Consider the following 17,855-nt stretch of genomic DNA (forward strand, 5'->3'; position numbering starts at 1 on the left):
TCGTGGGCGTGGCGCCGCGTCGCCGCGCTGCGCTGACCACCGAGTCTTCGGACGATGGGGTGAGCGCTGGCCGCGCTCAGCGCGCCGACAGTGCTCGCACGTGGGCGACACTGCACTCGCGCAGCGCCTGCAGGTCGTAACCGCCTTCCAGCATGGAGACGATCCGCCCGTCGGCATGCCGCCCGGCCAGCGCCACCAGTTCGCCGGTCAGCCAGGCGAAGTCTTCGGCGTCGAGCTGCAGCTGGGCGAGCGGGTCGCGCCAGTGCGCATCGAACCCGGCCGAGACCAGCACCAGTTGCGGCGCGAACGCATCGAGCTCCGGAAGCAGCGTGTCGCGCCACGCCTCGCAGAAACGCTTGCTGCCGGTGCCCGGCGGCAACGGCGCATTGACGACGTTGCCGACGCCGCGCTCGGCGCGCAGGCCGGTGTCGGGGAACAGCGGCAGCTGGTGGGAACTCAGATACTGCACCCGCGGTTCGTGCTCGAAGATCGCCTGGGTGCCATTGCCGTGGTGGACGTCGAAATCGACGATCGACACCCGCGTCAGGCCATAGCGCTCGAGGGCGTGCGCCGCGGCGACGGCGATGTTGTTGAACAGGCAGAAGCCCATCGCGATCGCGCCGGTGGCGTGATGGCCCGGCGGCCGCACCGCGCAGAACGTGCGGCGCACGTCGCCGTTAAGCACCGCGTCGACGGCCGCGACGCCGGCGCCGGCCGCATGCAGCGCCGCGGTCGCCGAACCCGGCGACAGCACGGTGTCCGCGTCCAGCGGAATGCGGCCGGTCGGCTGCGATTCGAGCACCGTCGTCAGCAGGGTGTCGTCGTGCACGCGCTGCAGCTGCCCGCGCGTCGCTGCCGGGGCCTGCCGCAGCTCGAGCTCGGGAAAGGCCGCCTGCAACGCCTCGATGACCGCTGCCAGCCGCGCCGGTCGCTCGGCATGGCCGGGCCCCGTGTCGTGGTCGAGGCAACTGGCGTGGGAGAACACCGGGATCACCCGGCGATCGTCGCTACCGAAGCTGATCGGGTGATGCATCGCTCAGCGCCGCCGCGTGTGGTGCCAGAGCACCTCGCCGTGGCCGCCGGCGCGAGCCAGCACCCGCGCCAGCACGAACAGCAGGTCCGACAAGCGGTTGAGGTAGCGGATCGCCTGCGGCCGGACCGCTTCCTCGCGTGACAGGGCGACCGCCTCGCGTTCGGCGCGCCGGACCACGGTGCGTGCGACGTGGCAGCGCGCGGCCGTTTCGCCGCCGCCGGGCAGGATGAAATCCTTCAGCGGTGGCAGGTCGTCGTTGTAGTGGTCGAGCTGCTGCTCGAGCCGGTCGATGTCGGCATCGTCGATCGCCGCATGGCCGGGAATGCACAGCTCGCCGCCGAGATCGAACAGCTGGTGCTGCACCGTCGTCAGCAGTGCGCGGATGTCGTCGGCCATGTCGGCCGCGAGCAGCAGGCCGATCGTCGAGTTGGCCTCGTCGACCGTGCCGTAGGCCGCGACGCGCAGCGCGTCCTTGCCGGTGCGGGTGCCGTCGCCGAGTCCGGTCGAGCCGTCGTCGCCGGTGCGGGTGTAGATCGTCGAGAGGCGGTTGCCCATCTGCGCGACGCGGCGGTCAGTCGGGCTGCAGCGCGCGCGGCGCTGCCGGCTGCGGCAGCACGCGGGTCAGCAGCACGTGGACCATCGCCGCGGCGCCGACATACAGCGCGGTCACGCGTCCGTACGGCAGCAGCCAGTCGCTGTAGTTCTTCCACCAGCCGGCGATGGTCGGCTCGGCGACGCTGCTGCTGATCCAGTAGAAGCTGCCCTGGGCGATCAGATGGCAGACCACGACCGATGCGACCAGGCTCGCGGCCAGCAGGCCCAGCGTCTTCGCCACGCCGCCGGTGCTGTGGCGACGCAGCCAGCCGCCGCCGGCCCACAGCGCGAAATACGCCGGGATCAGGCACCAGTACGCCGGCGACACGCAGTAGTGGCTCCAGAACGACAGGCCCTGGCTGGTGATGACGAACGCGTCGACCGCGACCGCCAGGCCCATCAGCGCCGGGAACGCCCAGCGCGACCACGCGCGCAGATAGAAGCCGCCGATGAAGAACACGGCCCACGAGGCATCCGGCAGCGCGCCGAAGTGGTGCAGGCGGGTCGCGGCCATCAGGACGACGAGCGAGGCGAGGATGGCGGCGCGGCGGGCGACGGTGTTCATCTGGTGGAGCTCCGGACAGGCGGAAGGCGTGCTGGCGCGCATTCTAACGGAGCGGCGTCGGGCCTGCGCTGGCACCGCTTATCATGGCCGCATGGCACAGGCACACCAGGTTCTGATCGTCGGCGGCGGGCTGGTCGGCGCAAGTCTCGCGATCGCGCTCGATCGCGTCGGCATCGACACAGCGCTGGTCGAAGCGAGTCCGGCCGGGACGATGCCGGCGGTCTTCGACGAGCGCAACCTCAGTTTCGCCGAGGCGAGCGTGCATGCGCTGGGCGCGCTCGGCGTGCTGCAGAAGCTGCGTGCACCGACCGGGCCGATCCGCCGGATCCACGTGAGCCGCGCGGGCGACTTCGGTCGCGTCGAGCTGGACGCGGCGGACTACGGGCGCACCCGGTTCGGCCAGGTGGTCGTCGCCCGCGATTTCGGCGAGGCGCTCGAGGCGCGACTCGCCGAGCTGTCCCATCTCACCCGCTACCGGCCCGCGCGGTTCGTCGGATTCGATGCCCCGCGCGAACCGGGGCTGCGGACCGTCCGACTGGCGGACGACGACGGCGAGCGCTGCGTGCAGGCCGCGCTGGTGGTCGGCGCCGACGGCAGCGACAGCGCGGTGCGGGCCGCGCTCTGCATCGGCGCGCAGCAGCACGACTACGGCCAGCGCCTGTTCGTCGCGCGCCTGCGGGCGGAGCGCGCGCCCGACGGTCGCGCCTTCGAACGCCTGACCGCGGAAGGGCCGACCGCGTTGCTGCCGCGCGGCGATCGCCACTACGGTCTGGTGCATGGCGTGGCCTCGGCGGCCGCCGAGGCGGTCGCAGCGCTCGACGATGCCGCCTTCGTCGCGCGCATCCAGACGCTGTTCGGCTGGCGTGCCGGACGCCTGACCGGCGTGGGTCCGCGCAGCGTCTATCCCGCGCGGCGCGTGGTCGCCGACCGCGTCGTGGCCGACCGCGCGGTGCTGGTCGGCAACGCGGCCCAGAGCCTGCATCCGATCGGCGCCCAGGGCTTCAATCTCGGCCTGCGCGATGCGCTGACGCTGGCGGAAGCGCTCGCGTCCGGTGAGGACGCCGGCGCGCCCGCGCGGCTGGCGGCGTACGCCGGGCGGCGCCTCGAGGATCGCAAGCGCACGCTCGCGTTTTCCGACGGACTGGCGCGCGTGACCGCCAATCCCTCGCCGCTGCTGCGCCCGCTGCGCAGCCTCGGCCTGCTGGCGATCGCCGGCGATTCCGGCCTGCAGTCGCTGCTGGCCGGCGGTGCGATGGGTTACCGCGGCGATGTGCCGGCGCTGTGCCGCGAGGGGGCCGCATGAGCCGGCGTGGGCGGCGCGACGTGGTCGTCGTCGGCGGTGGCGTCGTCGGCGCGGCGTGCGCGCTGGCGCTCGCCGCGCGCGATCTCGACGTGGCGCTGGTCGAAGCGCAGGCGCCCGACGCCTGGTCGCCGGCGACGCCGGACCTGCGCGTCTACGCCTTCGCGCCCGACAACGCGGCGTTGCTGCGCGACATCGGTGTCTGGGATGCGGTACGCGGCACGCGCGCGCATGCCTACCGGCGCATGCAGGTCTGGGACGCGGCGGGCGGCAGCGAACTGACGTTCGACGCCGACCGGCTGGCGCTGCGCGAACTCGGCTGGATCGTCGAGCACGGCCTGCTCGTCGACCGGCTGTGGTCGCAGCTGGCGCGCGCCGGAGTCGAGATCCGGAGTCCGGCGCGCGTCGAGGCACTGGACGACGACGGCGACGCGGTCGCCCTGCGGCTGGAAGGCGGTGGGCGGATCGAGGCCCGTCTGGCGATCGCGGCCGATGGCGCGGGATCCGCCCTGCGCACGCTCGCCGGCATCGGCACGGACGGCCACGATTACGCCCAGCGCGGCGTGGTCTGTTACGTGCGCAGCGCGCGGCCCCACCAGGACACCGCGTGGCAGCGCTTCCTGCCGACCGGCCCGCTGGCCCTGCTGCCGTGCGGCGACGGCACCTGTTCGATTGTCTGGACCCTGCCCGATGCCGAGGCGCAGCGGGTCGCCGGTCTCGACGACGCGGCGTTCGCAGCCGCGGTCACCACGGCGTCCGACGGCCGCCTCGGTGCGCTGACGCCGGTGTCGCCGCGGGTGGCGTTTCCGCTGCGGCGCCAGCTCAGCGACACCCAGCGCGCGGGTCGGGTGCTGGTCATCGGCGACGCAGCGCACGTGGTGCACCCGCTGGCTGGCCAGGGCGTGAATCTCGGCCTGCGCGACGTCGCGGCCCTGGCGGCGACGATCGGCGATGCGCAGCGCATCGATGCCGCATGGGATGCGCCTCAGCGGCTGGCCCGCTGGGCGCGGACGCGGCGCAGCGACAATACGGTCGCGGCGCACGCGTTCGACGGCATCAACCGCGTGTTCTCCAGCGATGCCCTGCTGCCGACGCTGCTGCGCAGCCACGCCTTCGGTGTCGCGCAGGCGCTGCCGCCCTTGCGCAACCTGCTGTGGAAACGGGCCGCCGGCTGATGTCGGGGCGCCTGCGCATGCAGCGCGTCCTGGCCGGTCTGCTGGCGTTGCCGACATCCGCGCCGCTGTGGGCGATGCGCCAGTGCCCGCCGGAGTCGATGCCGCGACCGCTCTGGTTCGACGCGGTGGGCTGGGGCGTGGCGGTCTCCGGCGTGCTGCTCGGGGCGCTGGTGCCGCTGCTGGTCTGGCGCCGCACGCGCGGACGGCGAGCGCGTGCGCGCGCTGCGCTCGTCGCCGCAGCGCTGCTGGTCATGCTCGCGATCTGGTGCGCCGGCCTGCTGGTCTGGCTCGGCGCCTTCGTTCTGCCCTGCTGAGCGTCAGTGCGCGGGCGCGGGCTTGCCGCGCATGCGCCGGATCAGGGTCACCACGCCGACGACCACACCGCCGGCGATGATGCCGACGACGCCGTTGATGACTGTCGGCGTCAATGCGCCGAGCACCGCGCCCACGGTCGGCAGTGCGCCGAGGCCGGTCGCGGTCTCCTGGATCCAGGTGTTCACGTCGTGGAAGCCGTGGGTCAGGATGCCGCCGCCGACGAGGAACATCGCCGCGGTGCCGACGACCGACAGCGTCTTCATCATCCACGGCGCGGCGCGCAGGATGGCGCGGCCGACGCCGCGGGCGATTCCCGACGGGCGCTGGCTGAGGTAGAGGCCGCCGTCGTCGAGCTTGACGATGCCCGCGACCAGACCGTAGACGCCGATCGTCATCAGCGCCGCGATGCCGCTGAGCACGCCGAGCTGGGTCACGAACGGCTGGCCGGCGACCGTGCCGAGGGTGATCGCGATGATCTCCGCCGACAGGATGAAGTCGGTGCGGATCGCGCCCTTGATCTTGTCGCGCTCGAACTCGACCGGATCGACCTCCGGTCCGGCCAGCGCCGCGATCCGCGTGGCCTTGGTCGCCGCGTCTTCCCTGGCGTGCAGCAACTTGTGGACGACTTTCTCGAAGCCCTCGTAGCAGAGGAACAGGCCGCCGAGCATCAGCAGCGGCGTCACCAGCCACGGCAGGAAGGCGCTGATCGCCAGCGCGGCCGGCACCAAGATCAGCTTGTTGCGCGCCGAGCCCTTGGCGACCGCCCAGACCACCGGCAGTTCGCGGTCCGCCTTGACCCCGGTGACCTGCTCGGCATTGAGCGCGAGATCGTCGCCGAGCACACCGGCGGACTTGCGCGCGGCGACCTTGGTCAGGAGTGCGACGTCGTCGAGGACCGTGGCGATGTCGTCGAGCAGGGTGAGCAGGCTGGAGGCCATGGTGGGTCCGGTCGCGGGTCGAAGGCGCGGAGTATGCCGCGAAGCCGTCGTCCCTGCGTCTGCGCGCGATGCCGGGCGATCGACGCTGCGCCAGCCGCCCGCTCAGCCGCGGCGGATTCCGGGGTCGCTCAGCGCAGCAGGGCCAGCGCCGCCAGCGCGAAGGCGAGCAGCGCGGCGGTGGTCGCGACGATCGCCAGCCGGGTCGACAGCACGAGCTGGCGGTCCATGCGGGGGGCGCCGAGCTGCAGGACCTCGATGGTCTTCTGCATGTCGGCGGCGAGCTTGCCGATCGAATCGGCGTTCTGGCTCGCGGCGTCCTGCAGTTCGACGATCTGCGCATCGACCACGTCGTTGCGCCGTTGCTGGCCCAGATCGACCAGGGGCGGCGGCGTGCGGGTGAAGATCGGCCTTGCCAGCCGGACGATCTCCGGCAGGTACGGGGCGACGACGGTGATCCAGGCGGCGGCCATCGGCGGTCTCCTTACTCGACGCTGGCGTAGACCGTGATCTCTTCACGGTCATGGTAGAGCTGGCGCGCGCGAATGGTCAGCGTCGCGTGCTCGCCGGCGTTGTTGGCGAACAGGTCCAGTGCCAGCAGCGTTTCCTGCCAGCGCTTCTTCATCGGCAGCTTGAGGTTGAAGACCGCGTTGCGGCACCAGCCTTCGCGGAACCACGTGGCCATGCGCTCGGCGACCTTGCGCGGCTGCTCGACCATGTCGCAGACCAGCCAGTCGACCGCACCGACGGGCTGGTAGCGGAAGCCGTCGACGCGGTGGTGGTCGACGAGGCCGGTCTCGAGCAGTTCGGCCTGCATCGGGCCGTTGTCGACCGCGACCACGCGCATGTGTTCGCGCGTCAGCACCCAGGTCCAGCCGCCGGGCGCCGCGCCCAGGTCGACGGCGCGCATTCCCGGCTTGATGCGCGCGTTGCGCTCGCGCTCGGTCAGTAGCGCCATGAAGGCTTCTTCGAGTTTCAGCGCCGAACGCGACGGCGCATCGGCATGCGTGCGCAGCCGCGGAATGCCGAGCGGCCACGGCGCGCTGTCGCCGACCACGGACTGGGCCAGGTAGGCGTGCGTGCCAGACAGGAAGAACACGTGCAGGCGCGGGAACCGCTTCTCGTCCTTCTGGCTGAGGAACCCCCGCTTGCGCAGCGCCGGGCGTAGCGCATTGGCGAAGCTGCGCGCGAGGCCCGCGAGCTGCTTGCCCTCGTCGGAATCCGGATGCTCGACCAGCAGCTCGCCGTGGCGGCCACGCCCGGCGAGCGCCTCGAAGATCGGCGTGATGCGGTCGGTTGGGTCGAGGTCGCGCAGTTCGGTCAGCAGCACCAGCTTCTGCCGCGCGAAGATCAGGTCGGCGAACGGCAGCTCATGGGTCAGCGACGGGCCGTTGTCGGAATGGAACAGCACGTAGCCGTCGTTGCGCCTGGTCTGGGCGTACCCGGCGACGTGCACGCCGGCCGCGCGTTCGGTCAGTTCCGCCGCCAGGTCGGACTCGAAGCCCGGGCGACAGTAGCACAGCAGGCCGCTGATCGGCGTCAGCTTCGAGGCCGCGGCGGTCTCGGCGGAGGTCGCATCGGCGGCGATTGGATCGAGGTCGGTCATCAGTACTTCGCTCCGTCGGTCTCGCCATAGGCGCGCAGCACCGCGCGGGCCTCGTCGCGCAGCAGGTCGCGGACCACCGAGATGCCGCGCGCCTCCAGCGCGCCGATCCAGTCGGCCGGCAGCGGGCCTTCGTCGAACGGGGTCAGCGCTTCCACGTCTTCGGAACGCGCGCCGATCAGCAGCCGGTCGATACCCGCCCAGACGGTCGCGCCGTAGCACATGCAGCAGGGCTGGGACGAGGTCGCCAGCGTGATCGGGCCGCCGCGCTCGTTGAGGCGCGGGGTCTGCAGGCGCTGCTGCGCGAGCATGTAGGCCATCGTTTCCGCATGCGCGACCGAGCAGCTGTGCGGCATCACCCGGTTCACGCCGACGGCGACGATGCGGTCGGCCTGGTCAAAGACCACGGCGCCGAACGGACCACCGCTCTGCGCTTCGATGTTCAGGCGCGACAGTTCGATCGCGAGCGCGACCTTGGCCTCATCGCCGGGCACGGCGCGCGAGGCATCGACGTGGTCGTGGACCCACGCGGGGAGGGTCAGATGGACCTGGGCATACAGCATTGGACGGGACAACCTTGGGTTAGCGGAGCAGGCGCCCGCCGTCGGCCGCTTCGCAGCGGGACGCGACGCAGGCGCAGGACTGGATCTCGACGAAGCCGCAGACGCCGGCCATGCCGCGGCGTGCACAATCGGCCTGGACCGCCGCGGGATCGACCGGCGCGGCGGCGTTGACGCAGGCGGGCTGGTAGCCGCAGCAGCTGCCGACGTTCTTGACCGCGCAATCGCTGTCGGTGCGGCAGCGGGTGTCGATCTGTGGCCCGGCGGCGATGGCCGTGGGCACGCCGGTGACGGGGGGCGGTGCGGTCTCCGGCATCGGCGTCGCGGGCGCCGCGCACGCCGCCAGCGCCAGCAACAGGGCCGACAACAGGGGCAGGGCGAGGACGCGCAGGCGGTTCATCGCGGCGATGGTACCGCCCCCGCGCGGAATGCGCGTCGCCCGCAGGCCGCGCGCGTCAGCCGGCCGCGCCCGCCGCCCAGGTGTCGCGCAGCGTCACGCTGCGGTTGAACACCGGCCTGCCCGCCGTGTGGTCGTAGCGGTCGGCGACGAAATAACCGAGGCGCTCGAACTGGAACGACTGCTCGGGCGCGGCGTTTGCGGCAGCCGGCTCGACGTAACCGGTCACGCTGCGCTTGGATTCGGGATTCAGATGGTCGCGGTAGGTCTTGCCGGTCGACTCGTCGTCAGGCTTTTCGACCAGGAACAGGCGATCGAACAGCCGCACCTCGGCCTCCACCGCATGCGCGGCGCTGACCCAGTGGATCGTGCCCTTGATCTTGCGGTTCGCGCCTTCCATGCCGGGACGCGATTCGGGATCGAGGGTGCCGCGCAGTTCGACGATCGCGCCGCTGTCGTCCTTGATGACCTCGTTGCAGCGCACGATGCCGGCGCCGCGCAGGCGCACTTCGCCGCCCGGGATCAACCGCTTCCAGCCCTTGGGCGGCACTTCGGCGAAATCGTCGTGCTCGATCCACAGCTGGCGCGAGAACGGCACCTCGCGCGTGCCCAGCGCCTCGTCCTTGGGATGGTTCGGGAAACTCAGGGTTTCCGCGTGGCCGTCGGGCAGGTTGGTCAGCACCAGCTTCAGCGGATTGACCACCGCCATGCGGCGCGGCGCGCGCGTATCGAGATCGTCGCGCAGCGCGCCTTCCAGTACCGAGAAATCGATGACCGAGTTCTGCTTGCTGATACCGACGCGGTCGACCAGCAGGCGCAGGCCGGCCGGCGTGTAGCCACGGCGACGCAGGCCCTGCAGCGTGTACATGCGCGGGTCGTCCCAGCCATCGACCAGGCCTTCGCCGACCAGCTGGGTCAGCTTGCGCTTGCTCATCACCGTGTAGTTGATGTTGAGGCGCGAGAACTCGATCTGGCGCGGCTTCGCGGCGACGTTCTCGACGCCGTTGCGGGTCAGCGGCGCCAGCAGCGACGGCGTGCCGGCGAGGTCGACCCGGTCCACCACCCAGTCGTACAGCGGGCGATGGTCCTCGAATTCCAGCGTGCACAGCGAATGGGTGATGCCTTCGATGGCATCGCCCAGCGCGTGGGCGAAGTCGTACATCGGATAGATCGGCCAGGCATCGCCGGTGTTCTGGTGGGTGACCTGCTTGATCCGGTACAGCGCCGGGTCGCGCAGGTTCATGTTGCCGCTGCTCATGTCGATCTTGGCGCGCAGCGTGCGCGTGCCATCGGCGAACTCGCCCGCACGCATGCGCCGGAACAGGTCGAGGTTCTCGTCGGTGGACCGGTCGCGGAACGGCGAGTTGCGGCCGGGTTCGGTCAGCGTGCCGCGGTATTCGCGCACCTGCTCGGCGGTCAGGTCGCAGACGAAGGCATCGCCCTGGGCGATCAGTTTCTCGGCCGCGAGGCAGTAGACCTCGAAGTAATCGGATGCGTGGCGCAGCTCGGCCCACTCGAAGCCCAGCCAGCGCACGTCGTCCTCGATCGCGCGGACGAAGGCGAGGTCTTCCTTCTCCGGATTGGTGTCGTCGAAGCGCAGGTTGCAGCGGCCGCCGAATTCCGTCGCGACGCCGAAATTCAGACAGATCGCCTTGGCATGGCCGATGTGCAGGTAGCCGTTCGGTTCCGGCGGGAACCGGGTGCGGACCGCCGCGTGCTTCCCGCTGTCCAGGTCGTCGCGGACGATCTGGCGGATGAAGTCCTGGCGGACCGGCGCGGCGGCGTCGGCGGGAACGGCGGAGTCGGTCGGGCCTGCGGAAGACATGGGGCGGATGGCTCGGGGCTGCGGTGAGGACCGCGCAGTGTAGCCGAGCGCCCGGCGCGGCCGGGCTGGCGCGCTGGTGCCCGCCCGCCGCTGGACCCGACGCACAGATGCAATAATTATGTGACGCAGGTACGGAAACCGTGGCACGCGATTTGCTGAAAACGTCACAGACAGGGGAGTGTCGCTTGGGCGAGGCAGGGGGTATCAAAGTCCCGTCAGGAGAGGCTGCGCGTCCGGCGGCGGGTCGAGGCGTGTGCGGGGCGATGCTTCCGCGTCCACGATGCACGGGACCGCGCGCATGGAGCTGAGCCCGCCCCGCGCGATGCGGGGGCACACCTGGGCCATCGCAGGGTGCCTGTTGCTGCTGCTGGCGCTGTTCGTGGCGCTGCTGGCATCGACCCAGCTGCGTCCGGGCGAGCAGGTGCCGGTCGCCGTCGAGCCCGGCCCGGCCCCCGGCGCAGACGACCTCCACGAAGCACGGCTGCGCTTCGTGCTGCCGCCTCTGGAACCCCGGAACGGCGCGCCCACCCGGTGGGCGATCTGGCTGCCGCGCGAGCCCGTCGAATCGCTGCAGCTGCGCGACGACGCCGGCTGGCGCAGCGAGATCGGCGGGTTCTACGGCTGGCGCGACGACGAGGGCGTGCTGCCGACCGGCTACGGCTTCCTGCTGCCGGCGGACTGGAGCGGGCCGGTCGAACTCACCCTCGAAGCGCGTGGCTCGGAGCGGGGCAGTTTCCGGCCGGTGCTGGCCCGGGCCGTCGACATCCGCCGGATCGAACGCTCCGGCGTCGCCCTCGCCGCCGCCGTCTACGGCAGCCTGCTGATGCTGGCCGCACTCGCGCTGGCGCTGGCCTACGCCTCGCGCGACCGCGTGTTCCTCGGCTTCTTCGGATTCATCATCGGGCTGTTGCTGCTGCTGCAGGGCTTGAACGGCCATCTCTACGGCCTGCCGGGGCTGCGCCTGTTCGGCGTCTGGGGCGTGCAGGGCTTGCTGGCGCTGTCGCTGGCCTACGCGGCCAGCTGGCTGTGGCTGATCGAGATCTACGCGTTTCCGTCGGGCGCGCCGCGCCGGTTCGCGCGGCCGCTGCGGCTGGGCATCGGCCTGCTGATCGCACTGGCCGCCATCTGCCTGTTGAACCTGTCGGTACTGGCGGTGCTGATGGCCGTGCTGACGACGCTGGCCTGGACGGTGGCCGGTGTCGGCGGGCTGGCCCTGCTGGTCGACGCCGGCCGGCGCGGGGTGCCGCTCGCCTGGCTGCTGGTGGCGGCGGGCACGGTGTCACTGCTCGCGGGCATCGGATCCGAGCTGGCGAGCAACGGGATCATTCCCGAGCTGCCGATGGTGCACTTCGGTTACCAGGGCGCGGCGGTCGCCTTCGCGCTGACCCTCGGCATGGGTCTGATCGGGCGCATCGGCGACTACCGCGACCAGCGCGACCGCGACCGCCTGGCCCGGCTCGACACCGAGCGGCGCATGCGCCGCGAAGCGGCACGCGCCGATCTGGCGACCGAGCTGCAGACCCGGCTGGGCACGCTCGACCTGGGCGAGATTCCGTCGCATGGCCTGCGCCTGCTGATGGACCATCTGCTGCCGCTGGTGCCGACGGAATCGTGCATCGCCGTCGTCCGCGGCTTCCAGGGACGCGACTACCTGCTGGTCGAACCCGCCGACGCACTGGTCGCGACCCGCCACGAACTCGAGCGGCGGGGCCTGATCCTGCGACGCCTGGCGACTGGCGGCATCGGCCTGCAGCAGCCGGTGCGCTCGTCGGCCGGCGCGCCGGTGGTCGCGATGGAAGCCGTGGTGCCCTTGCCCGTGCGCGCGCCGGGCTGGGGTGCGCTGCTGCTGCGCCGCGCCGGCGGTGAAGGCTTCACGACCGACGAGATGTCGGTCATCGGCGAGCTGCTGCGGGTCACCCTTATGCACATCGAGCAGGCGATGGCATCGATCAAGCTGCGCCGCTCGGCCGAGATGGACGCGCTGACCGGCAGCATGAACCGCCGCACGATCGACAGCTGGCTGCAGCGCGCGTACGTCGAAGGCGATCGCAGCGGACGCACGGTGTCGGTGCTGTTCGTCGATCTCGACCATTTCAAGTCGGTCAACGACCGCTTCGGCCACGCCTGTGGCGACGACTGCCTGCGCCACGTGGCCCAGGCGCTGCGCAGCGTGCTCGGCGACGGCGACATGCTGGGCCGCTACGGCGGCGAGGAGTTCATCGTCGTGCTGCCCGGTCAGGATGGCGCCGCGGCGCGCACGGTCGGCGAGCTGATGCGCACTGCGGTGGAGAACATCGACATGCACCACGACGGGCATCGCGTGCGCCTGACGGTCAGCATCGGCATCGCGACCCGGCACGGCGACGAGCACGCGCCCGCGGCGACCATCGCGCGCGCCGACAAGGCGCTGTACGCGGCCAAGCGGCAGGGCCGCAACTGCGTGCAGGTCGCGCCCGCCATCTTCAGCTGATCCCGCGCGCGGCGTGGCGCGGAGACGCGCTACGCTGCCCGGCCCCCCGCGTGCGGATCCACCGATGCCCGAACGATCCGCCCAACGCACGGCGCTGCTGTCGATGCTGGCCGGCGCGGCCCTGATCGGCACCAACGGGTTGATGGTGCGACTGGCCGACACGCCGCCGACGATCTCGGCCTTCTACCGGATGCTGTTCGCCGGCGCGATGCTGGCCCTGCTGGTGCACCTGCGGCGCGACTGGCGGCCGCTGCCGCGCGCGGTCTGGCTGTGGGCGCTGGTGCCGGCGGCGGCGTTCGCGATGGACCTGTGGCTGTGGCACCGCAGCATCCTGCTGATCGGCCCGGGGCTCGCGACGCTGCTGGCCAACGCGCAGGTGTTCTTCATGGCGCTGGCCGGCGTGATGCTGTTCGGCGAACGCATCGGGCCACGCTTCGTCGCCGGTATCGCGCTGGCGTTCTTCGGCCTGTGGCTGTTGCTGGGCGCGGACTGGGCCAGCCTGGCGGCCGATTACCGCTGGGGCGTGTGGCTGGGGCTGGCGACGGGGCTGTGCTACGCCGTCTACAACATCGGACTGAAGCATGTGCAGCGGGTCGGATACACGCACGATGCCGCACGCGCGGCGCCGATCGCGCAGATCCTCGCGATCGCCTCGCTCGGCTCGGCCCTGCTGCTGGGGCTGGCCGGCGTGGCCGAGGGCGTGTCCTTCGCGATTCCGACCTGGCAGTCGCTGGCCTGGCTGCTGGTGCTCGCCGGCATGGGCCACTGCCTGAGCTGGATCCTGATCTCGCGCGCGATGCAGCGGCTCGGCGTCGCGGTCGTCGGCCTGCTGTTGCTGGTGCAGCCGGTCTGCGCATTCCTGCTCGATGTGGTGCTGCTGCAACGGCCGACCCTGCCGCGCGAATGGCTGGGCCTGGCGTTCACCCTGGCGGGCATCTTTCTCGCCAGCCTGAAGGGCCGCACGCGGCAGCCGGCCGGCGCTGCATAGACGGCCCGCGACCTTGAAGCGCCGCGCGTCGACCGCACCTTGAGGGATCGTCGCGCGGCATCTCCGCGCCGTCAGGAGATCGCACATGTTGGGAATCGGAGCGTGGAAGCAGCGCCTGCCGGGCGCGCAGGACGCCCTGCCGGGGCGCGGGACGCCGTTGCCGTTGCACAACGTGCATGCGGTGCACGGTCGGCCGCTGCAGGACGACTTCGCCGGCCTGGAGCGGGTGCAGTTCGGCATGGGCTGTTTCTGGGGCGCGGAGCGCAAGTTCTGGTCGCTGCCGGGCGTGGTCACGACCGCGGTCGGCTACGCGGGCGGCGTGACGCCGAATCCGACCTATCGCGAGGTGTGTTCGGGCCAGACCGGGCATGCGGAAGTGGTGCTGGTCGTGTTCGACCCGGCGAAGATCGCGTTCGAGACGCTGCTGCAGACCTTCTGGGAAAGCCACAACCCGACCGAGGGCATGCGCCAGGGCAACGATGTCGGCAGCCAGTACCGCTCGGCGCTGTATTGCACGACGCCGGACCAGTTCGCGCTGGCGTCGCGCAGTCGCGACGCCTACCAGGCGACGCTGCGCGCGGCCGGCTTCCCGGACATCACCACCGAGCTGCGCGAGGACGCACCGCCGTTCTACTACGCCGAGGACGAGCACCAGCAGTACCTGCACAAGCATCCGGGCGGCTATTGCGGCTTGGGTGGAACGGGCGTCAGCTGCCCGGTGGGTGTCGCACTCTAGGCGCCCGGCAAGGCGCGACGCCGGGACGTCCGGCGCCGCAGCGCGACCTCAGCTGGCGTCGGCGGGTGCGACCGCCATTACGCGCAAGCGCAAGGTGCGGCGGTTGGCGACAGGCCAGTCGATGCGCTGGCCGACGCGGAGCCCCAGCAATGCGGTGCCGACCGGCGCGAGAATCGACACGCGTCCGGCGTCGACGTCGACGTCGGCTTCGTGCGGATAGACCAGGCTAAAGCGGTGGTGGATGCCGCTGTCCTCGTCGACGCAGCTCACGCGGGACTGCATGCCGACGCTCTCGGAAGGCGCGCTATCGGGGAGGACGTCGGCGCGATCGAGCTCGCGCTGCAGGGCGGCGGCGCCGGGGTGATGGCGGTAGGTATCGGACTCGAGCATGGCATCGAGACGCGCCAGGTCGTGGGCGGTGAGTTGGACCGGTGGGGCGTCCGAGGGAGGCAGGCCGCTCTGGGGTTGCGATGACATCAGTATCTCCTTGAGGTGAGGGGCGCGAAGGACGCCCACGAAAAAGGCGACGCAGTGCGCCGCCGGGTTCGATTGTGCCGGGATCGCGCGCGCTGCGCGATCCCGGCCCTGCGCACCGCGTCAGCTGGGCAGGGGCATCCGCAGCAGGTGCGGGGGCAGGGTCTGGAACAGCTGCGCCAGCGACTGCAGGAAGTCGGCCATCGCCGAGCTGCGGCGCCAGACCATGGCGATCCGGCGACTCGGCGGCGGCGCGTCGGCGAAGCCGATCAGGGTGATGTCGGGCGACTGCGCGACCGGCGGCTGGATCGCCAGCATCGGCAGCAGGGTCACGCCGACATTGGCCGCGACCATCTGCCGGAGCGTTTCCAGGCTCGTGCCCTGGAAGCCGGACTTTTCGGAGGCGCCCGCCAGATGGCAGACGTCCAGCGCCTGGTCGCGCAGGCAGTGGCCATCCTCGAGCAGCAGCAGGCGCTGATCGGCGAGCGCGTCCAGCGTCATCGTGCGATGCGCCGCCAGTGGATGCTGGTCGGGCACGGCCAGCACGAAGGGCTCCTCGAACAGCGGTTCGGCATGCAGCTGCTCGTCGTGCACCGGGAGCGCAAGCAGCGCGGCGTCGAGCCGCCCGTCGCGCAGGCGCGCCAGCAGCAGATCGCTCTTCTCCTCGACCAGCAGCAGTTCCAGTTGCGGGAACCGCTTGCGGATCGCCGGCACCACGTGCGGCAGCAGGTACGGACCGAGCGTCGGGAAGATCCCCAGCCGCACGACGCCGGCTTCGGGGTCCTGGCTGCGGCGCGCGACTTCCTTCATCTGTTCGACGTCGCCGACGATGCGTCGTGCGCGGTCCGCGACCAGCAGGCCGGTCGGCGTCAGCATCACCTTGCGCGGCGCGCGCTCGACCAGCGACACGCCGAGCTCGTCCTCGAGCTTGCGGATCTGGGTCGACAGCGTCGGCTGGCTGACGAAGCACGCCGCGGCCGCGCGGCCGAAATGCCGGTGGTCGGCGAGCGCGACGAGGTATTTCAGGTCGCGCAGGTTCATCGGCGACTTCCCCCGGCCCGGTAGGCACCGCCCTCCGTCCCGGGCAAGGGGCGGATGACGGCGTGCCGCCGGACCGGTCGACCGATCATGCGGCTTCGGTTTCGACCACCGCCGGCGCGGGCACCGAATGGCGGATGAGGTGGTCGAAGGCGCTGAGCGCGGCGGTCGCGCCCTGGCCCATCGCGATGACGATCTGCTTGTACGGCACCGTCGTCGCATCGCCGGCGGCGAACACGCCGGGCACCGAGGTCTGGCCACGATCGTCGACGATGATCTCGCCGCGCGGCGACAGCGCGACCACGCCCTTGAGCCATTCGGTATTGGGCAGCAGGCCGATCTGCACGAACACACCCTCCAGTTCCACACGGTGGCTGTCGCCGCCGACCCGGTCGCGGTAGACCAGCGCATTGACCTTCGCGCCGTCGCCCAGCACCTCGGTCGTCTGCGCGCTGGTCACGATGCGCACGTTCGGCAGGCTGCGCAACTTGCGCTGCAGCACTTCGTCGGCGCGCAGCTGCACGTCGAATTCGATCAGGGTGACGTGGGCGACGATGCCGGCCAGGTCGATCGCGGCTTCCACGCCGGAATTGCCGCCGCCGATCACCGCCACGCGCTTGCCCTTGAACAGCGGGCCGTCGCAGTGCGGGCAATAGGCCACGCCCTTGTTGCGGTACTGGTCCTCGCCGGGCACGCCCATCTGGCGCCAGCGCGCGCCGGTCGACAGCACGACGGTGCGCGACGTCAGCGACGCCCCGTTCTCGAGCTGGATTCCGATCAGGCCGTCATCGCCCGCCGGCACCAGCTGCGTCGCGCGCTGCAGGTCCATGATGTCGACGTCGTATTCGCGCACGTGCTGCTCGAGCGCGGCCGCCATCTTCGGGCCTTCGGTCTCCTTGACCGAAATGAAGTTCTCGATCGCCATCGTGTCCAGCACCTGGCCACCGAACCGCTCCGACGCCACGCCGGTGCGGATGCCCTTGCGCGCGGCGTAGATCGCCGCGGCCGCGCCGGCCGGGCCGCCACCGATCACCAGCACCTCGAACGGCTTCTTGGTCGCGATCGCCTTCGCCGCACGGTCGGCCGCGCCGGTATCGAGCTTGGCGACGATCTGCTCCAGCGTCATGCGGCCCTGGTCGAACTTCTGCCCGTTGAGGAACACGGTCGGCACCGACATGATCTCGCGCGCCTCCACCTCCGCCTGGAACAGCGCGCCGTCGATGGCGGTGTGGCGGATGCGCGGGTTGAGCACGGCGGCGAGGTTCAACGCCTGCACCACGTCCGGGCAGTTCTGGCAGGACAGCGAGTAGTAGGTCTCGAAGGTGTAGTCGCCATCGAGCGCGGCGACCTGTTCGATGGTTTCCTTGGCCGCCTTCGACGGGTGCCCGCCGACCTGCAGCAGTGCCAGCACCAGCGAGGTGAATTCATGGCCCATCGGCAGGCCCGCGAAGCGCACGTCGATGTCGTGGCCGGGCGAGGTCAGCGCGAACGAGGGCCTGCGCGCATCGTCGCCGGTGGTGTCGAGGGTGATGCGGTCGCTGGCCTCGGCGATGTCGGCCAGCAGGGCGAGCAGCTCGCGCGACTTCTCGCCGTCGTCGACCGACGCGACGATGTGGATCGGGCGCACGGCGCGTTCGAGGTAGCCCTTGAGCTGGGTTTTGAGAGCGGCTTCCAACATGGCGAACTCCGGACGTCAGGGTTGAGTCGCCCGTGACGCATCGTGAGACGACGCATCCGGACAGGGGGGAGAGGGGTGAACCGCAGACGGCAACGGACTGCCGGCTCCGGTTCACCCCCATCCGCGTACAGCGGGATGGGGGCGGATGCGGCCGCGATCCAGGGATCGC

The 17,855-nt window shown here is 71.3% G+C and carries 18 protein-coding genes; 6 read left to right on the forward strand and 12 right to left on the reverse strand.

Going from position 1 to position 17,855, the window contains the following annotated elements:
* Positions 1-76: 76 nt before the first annotated feature.
* The 3 genes from CJ022_RS02875 to CJ022_RS02885 are packed head-to-tail and all read right to left on the reverse strand — an operon-like array spanning position 77 to position 2,192.
* On the reverse strand, positions 77-991 hold the full coding sequence (locus CJ022_RS02875; protein ID WP_101925255.1) for a histone deacetylase family protein: 915 nt from the start codon (positions 989-991) through the stop codon (positions 77-79).
* Positions 992-1,036: 45 nt separating this feature from the next.
* Positions 1,037-1,588, reverse strand: a complete 552-nt coding sequence (locus CJ022_RS02880) for a cob(I)yrinic acid a,c-diamide adenosyltransferase (RefSeq protein ID WP_101925191.1) — start codon at positions 1,586-1,588, stop codon at positions 1,037-1,039.
* A 16-nt stretch (positions 1,589-1,604) separates the two neighbouring features.
* Positions 1,605-2,192, reverse strand: a complete 588-nt coding sequence (locus CJ022_RS02885) for a hypothetical protein (RefSeq protein ID WP_101925192.1) — start codon at positions 2,190-2,192, stop codon at positions 1,605-1,607.
* Positions 2,193-2,283: 91 nt separating this feature from the next.
* On the opposite strand from CJ022_RS02885, the gene ubiH reads away from it, so the two are divergent.
* Genes ubiH through CJ022_RS02900 form a run of 3 tightly spaced genes read left to right on the forward strand, consistent with a single transcriptional unit; the run spans position 2,284 to position 4,981 of the window.
* Entirely contained in the window at positions 2,284-3,495 is a 1,212-nt protein-coding gene (gene ubiH, locus CJ022_RS02890; protein ID WP_101925193.1) for a 2-octaprenyl-6-methoxyphenyl hydroxylase, read from the forward strand.
* Positions 3,492-4,667: an FAD-dependent oxidoreductase gene (locus CJ022_RS02895; protein ID WP_101925194.1), complete on the forward strand. Its 1,176-nt coding sequence runs from the start codon at positions 3,492-3,494 to the stop codon at positions 4,665-4,667. The genes ubiH and CJ022_RS02895 overlap by 4 nt, the downstream gene beginning before the upstream one ends.
* Before the next feature lie 17 nt (positions 4,668-4,684).
* Positions 4,685-4,981: a hypothetical protein gene (locus tag CJ022_RS02900; RefSeq protein ID WP_143703862.1), complete on the forward strand. Its 297-nt coding sequence runs from the start codon at positions 4,685-4,687 to the stop codon at positions 4,979-4,981.
* 3 nt (positions 4,982-4,984) lie between these two features.
* Here the strand turns inward: CJ022_RS02900 and CJ022_RS02905 are convergent, their stop codons facing one another.
* From CJ022_RS02905 to CJ022_RS02930, 6 genes are all read right to left on the reverse strand, one after another.
* The gene (locus CJ022_RS02905) at positions 4,985-5,920 is read right to left on the reverse strand and encodes a DUF808 domain-containing protein (protein ID WP_101925196.1); all 936 of its coding nucleotides are present in this window, start codon (positions 5,918-5,920) and stop codon (positions 4,985-4,987) included.
* 128 nt (positions 5,921-6,048) lie between these two features.
* Positions 6,049-6,390, reverse strand: coding sequence for a hypothetical protein (locus CJ022_RS02910; protein ID WP_101925197.1), 342 nt, complete (start codon positions 6,388-6,390; stop codon positions 6,049-6,051).
* An 11-nt stretch (positions 6,391-6,401) separates the two neighbouring features.
* Entirely contained in the window at positions 6,402-7,451 is a 1,050-nt protein-coding gene (gene rlmM, locus CJ022_RS02915; protein WP_101925256.1) for a 23S rRNA (cytidine(2498)-2'-O)-methyltransferase RlmM, read from the reverse strand.
* Positions 7,452-7,522: 71 nt separating this feature from the next.
* A complete protein-coding gene (locus CJ022_RS02920) occupies positions 7,523-8,083 on the reverse strand; it encodes a nucleoside deaminase (RefSeq protein ID WP_101925198.1) in 561 nt (186 codons plus the stop codon).
* Positions 8,084-8,102: 19 nt separating this feature from the next.
* Positions 8,103-8,480: a hypothetical protein gene (locus CJ022_RS02925; RefSeq protein ID WP_101925199.1), complete on the reverse strand. Its 378-nt coding sequence runs from the start codon at positions 8,478-8,480 to the stop codon at positions 8,103-8,105.
* Positions 8,481-8,535: 55 nt separating this feature from the next.
* Complete coding sequence (locus CJ022_RS02930) at positions 8,536-10,302, reverse strand: glutamine--tRNA ligase/YqeY domain fusion protein (protein ID WP_101925200.1); 1,767 nt, start codon at positions 10,300-10,302, stop codon at positions 8,536-8,538.
* 280 nt (positions 10,303-10,582) lie between these two features.
* Between CJ022_RS02930 and CJ022_RS02935 the strand changes: the two genes are divergently transcribed.
* From CJ022_RS02935 to msrA, 3 genes are all read left to right on the forward strand, one after another.
* Complete coding sequence (locus CJ022_RS02935) at positions 10,583-12,772, forward strand: sensor domain-containing diguanylate cyclase (protein WP_101925201.1); 2,190 nt, start codon at positions 10,583-10,585, stop codon at positions 12,770-12,772.
* A gap of 64 nt (positions 12,773-12,836) precedes the next feature.
* Positions 12,837-13,760, forward strand: a complete 924-nt coding sequence (locus tag CJ022_RS02940) for a DMT family transporter (RefSeq protein ID WP_101925202.1) — start codon at positions 12,837-12,839, stop codon at positions 13,758-13,760.
* Between the two features lie 85 nt (positions 13,761-13,845).
* Complete coding sequence (gene msrA / locus CJ022_RS02945; protein WP_101925203.1) at positions 13,846-14,496, forward strand: peptide-methionine (S)-S-oxide reductase MsrA; 651 nt, start codon at positions 13,846-13,848, stop codon at positions 14,494-14,496.
* 48 nt (positions 14,497-14,544) lie between these two features.
* On the opposite strand, the gene rnk is transcribed toward msrA, so the two are convergent.
* The 3 genes from rnk to ahpF all read right to left on the reverse strand — a co-directional run bounded on the left by rnk (position 14,545) and on the right by ahpF (position 17,686).
* A complete protein-coding gene (rnk, locus tag CJ022_RS02950) occupies positions 14,545-14,973 on the reverse strand; it encodes a nucleoside diphosphate kinase regulator (RefSeq protein ID WP_101925204.1) in 429 nt (142 codons plus the stop codon).
* 120 nt (positions 14,974-15,093) lie between these two features.
* Positions 15,094-16,011, reverse strand: coding sequence for a DNA-binding transcriptional regulator OxyR (gene oxyR, locus CJ022_RS02955; RefSeq protein ID WP_101925205.1), 918 nt, complete (start codon positions 16,009-16,011; stop codon positions 15,094-15,096).
* A gap of 85 nt (positions 16,012-16,096) precedes the next feature.
* Complete coding sequence (ahpF, locus tag CJ022_RS02960) at positions 16,097-17,686, reverse strand: alkyl hydroperoxide reductase subunit F (RefSeq protein ID WP_101925206.1); 1,590 nt, start codon at positions 17,684-17,686, stop codon at positions 16,097-16,099.
* Between the last annotated feature and the right edge of the window lie 169 nt (positions 17,687-17,855).

Origin of the sequence: Luteimonas rhizosphaerae, assembly GCF_002849595.1 — a bacterium.
In the GTDB taxonomy this organism is placed as follows: Bacteria; Pseudomonadota; Gammaproteobacteria; order Xanthomonadales; family Xanthomonadaceae; genus Luteimonas; species Luteimonas cellulosilyticus.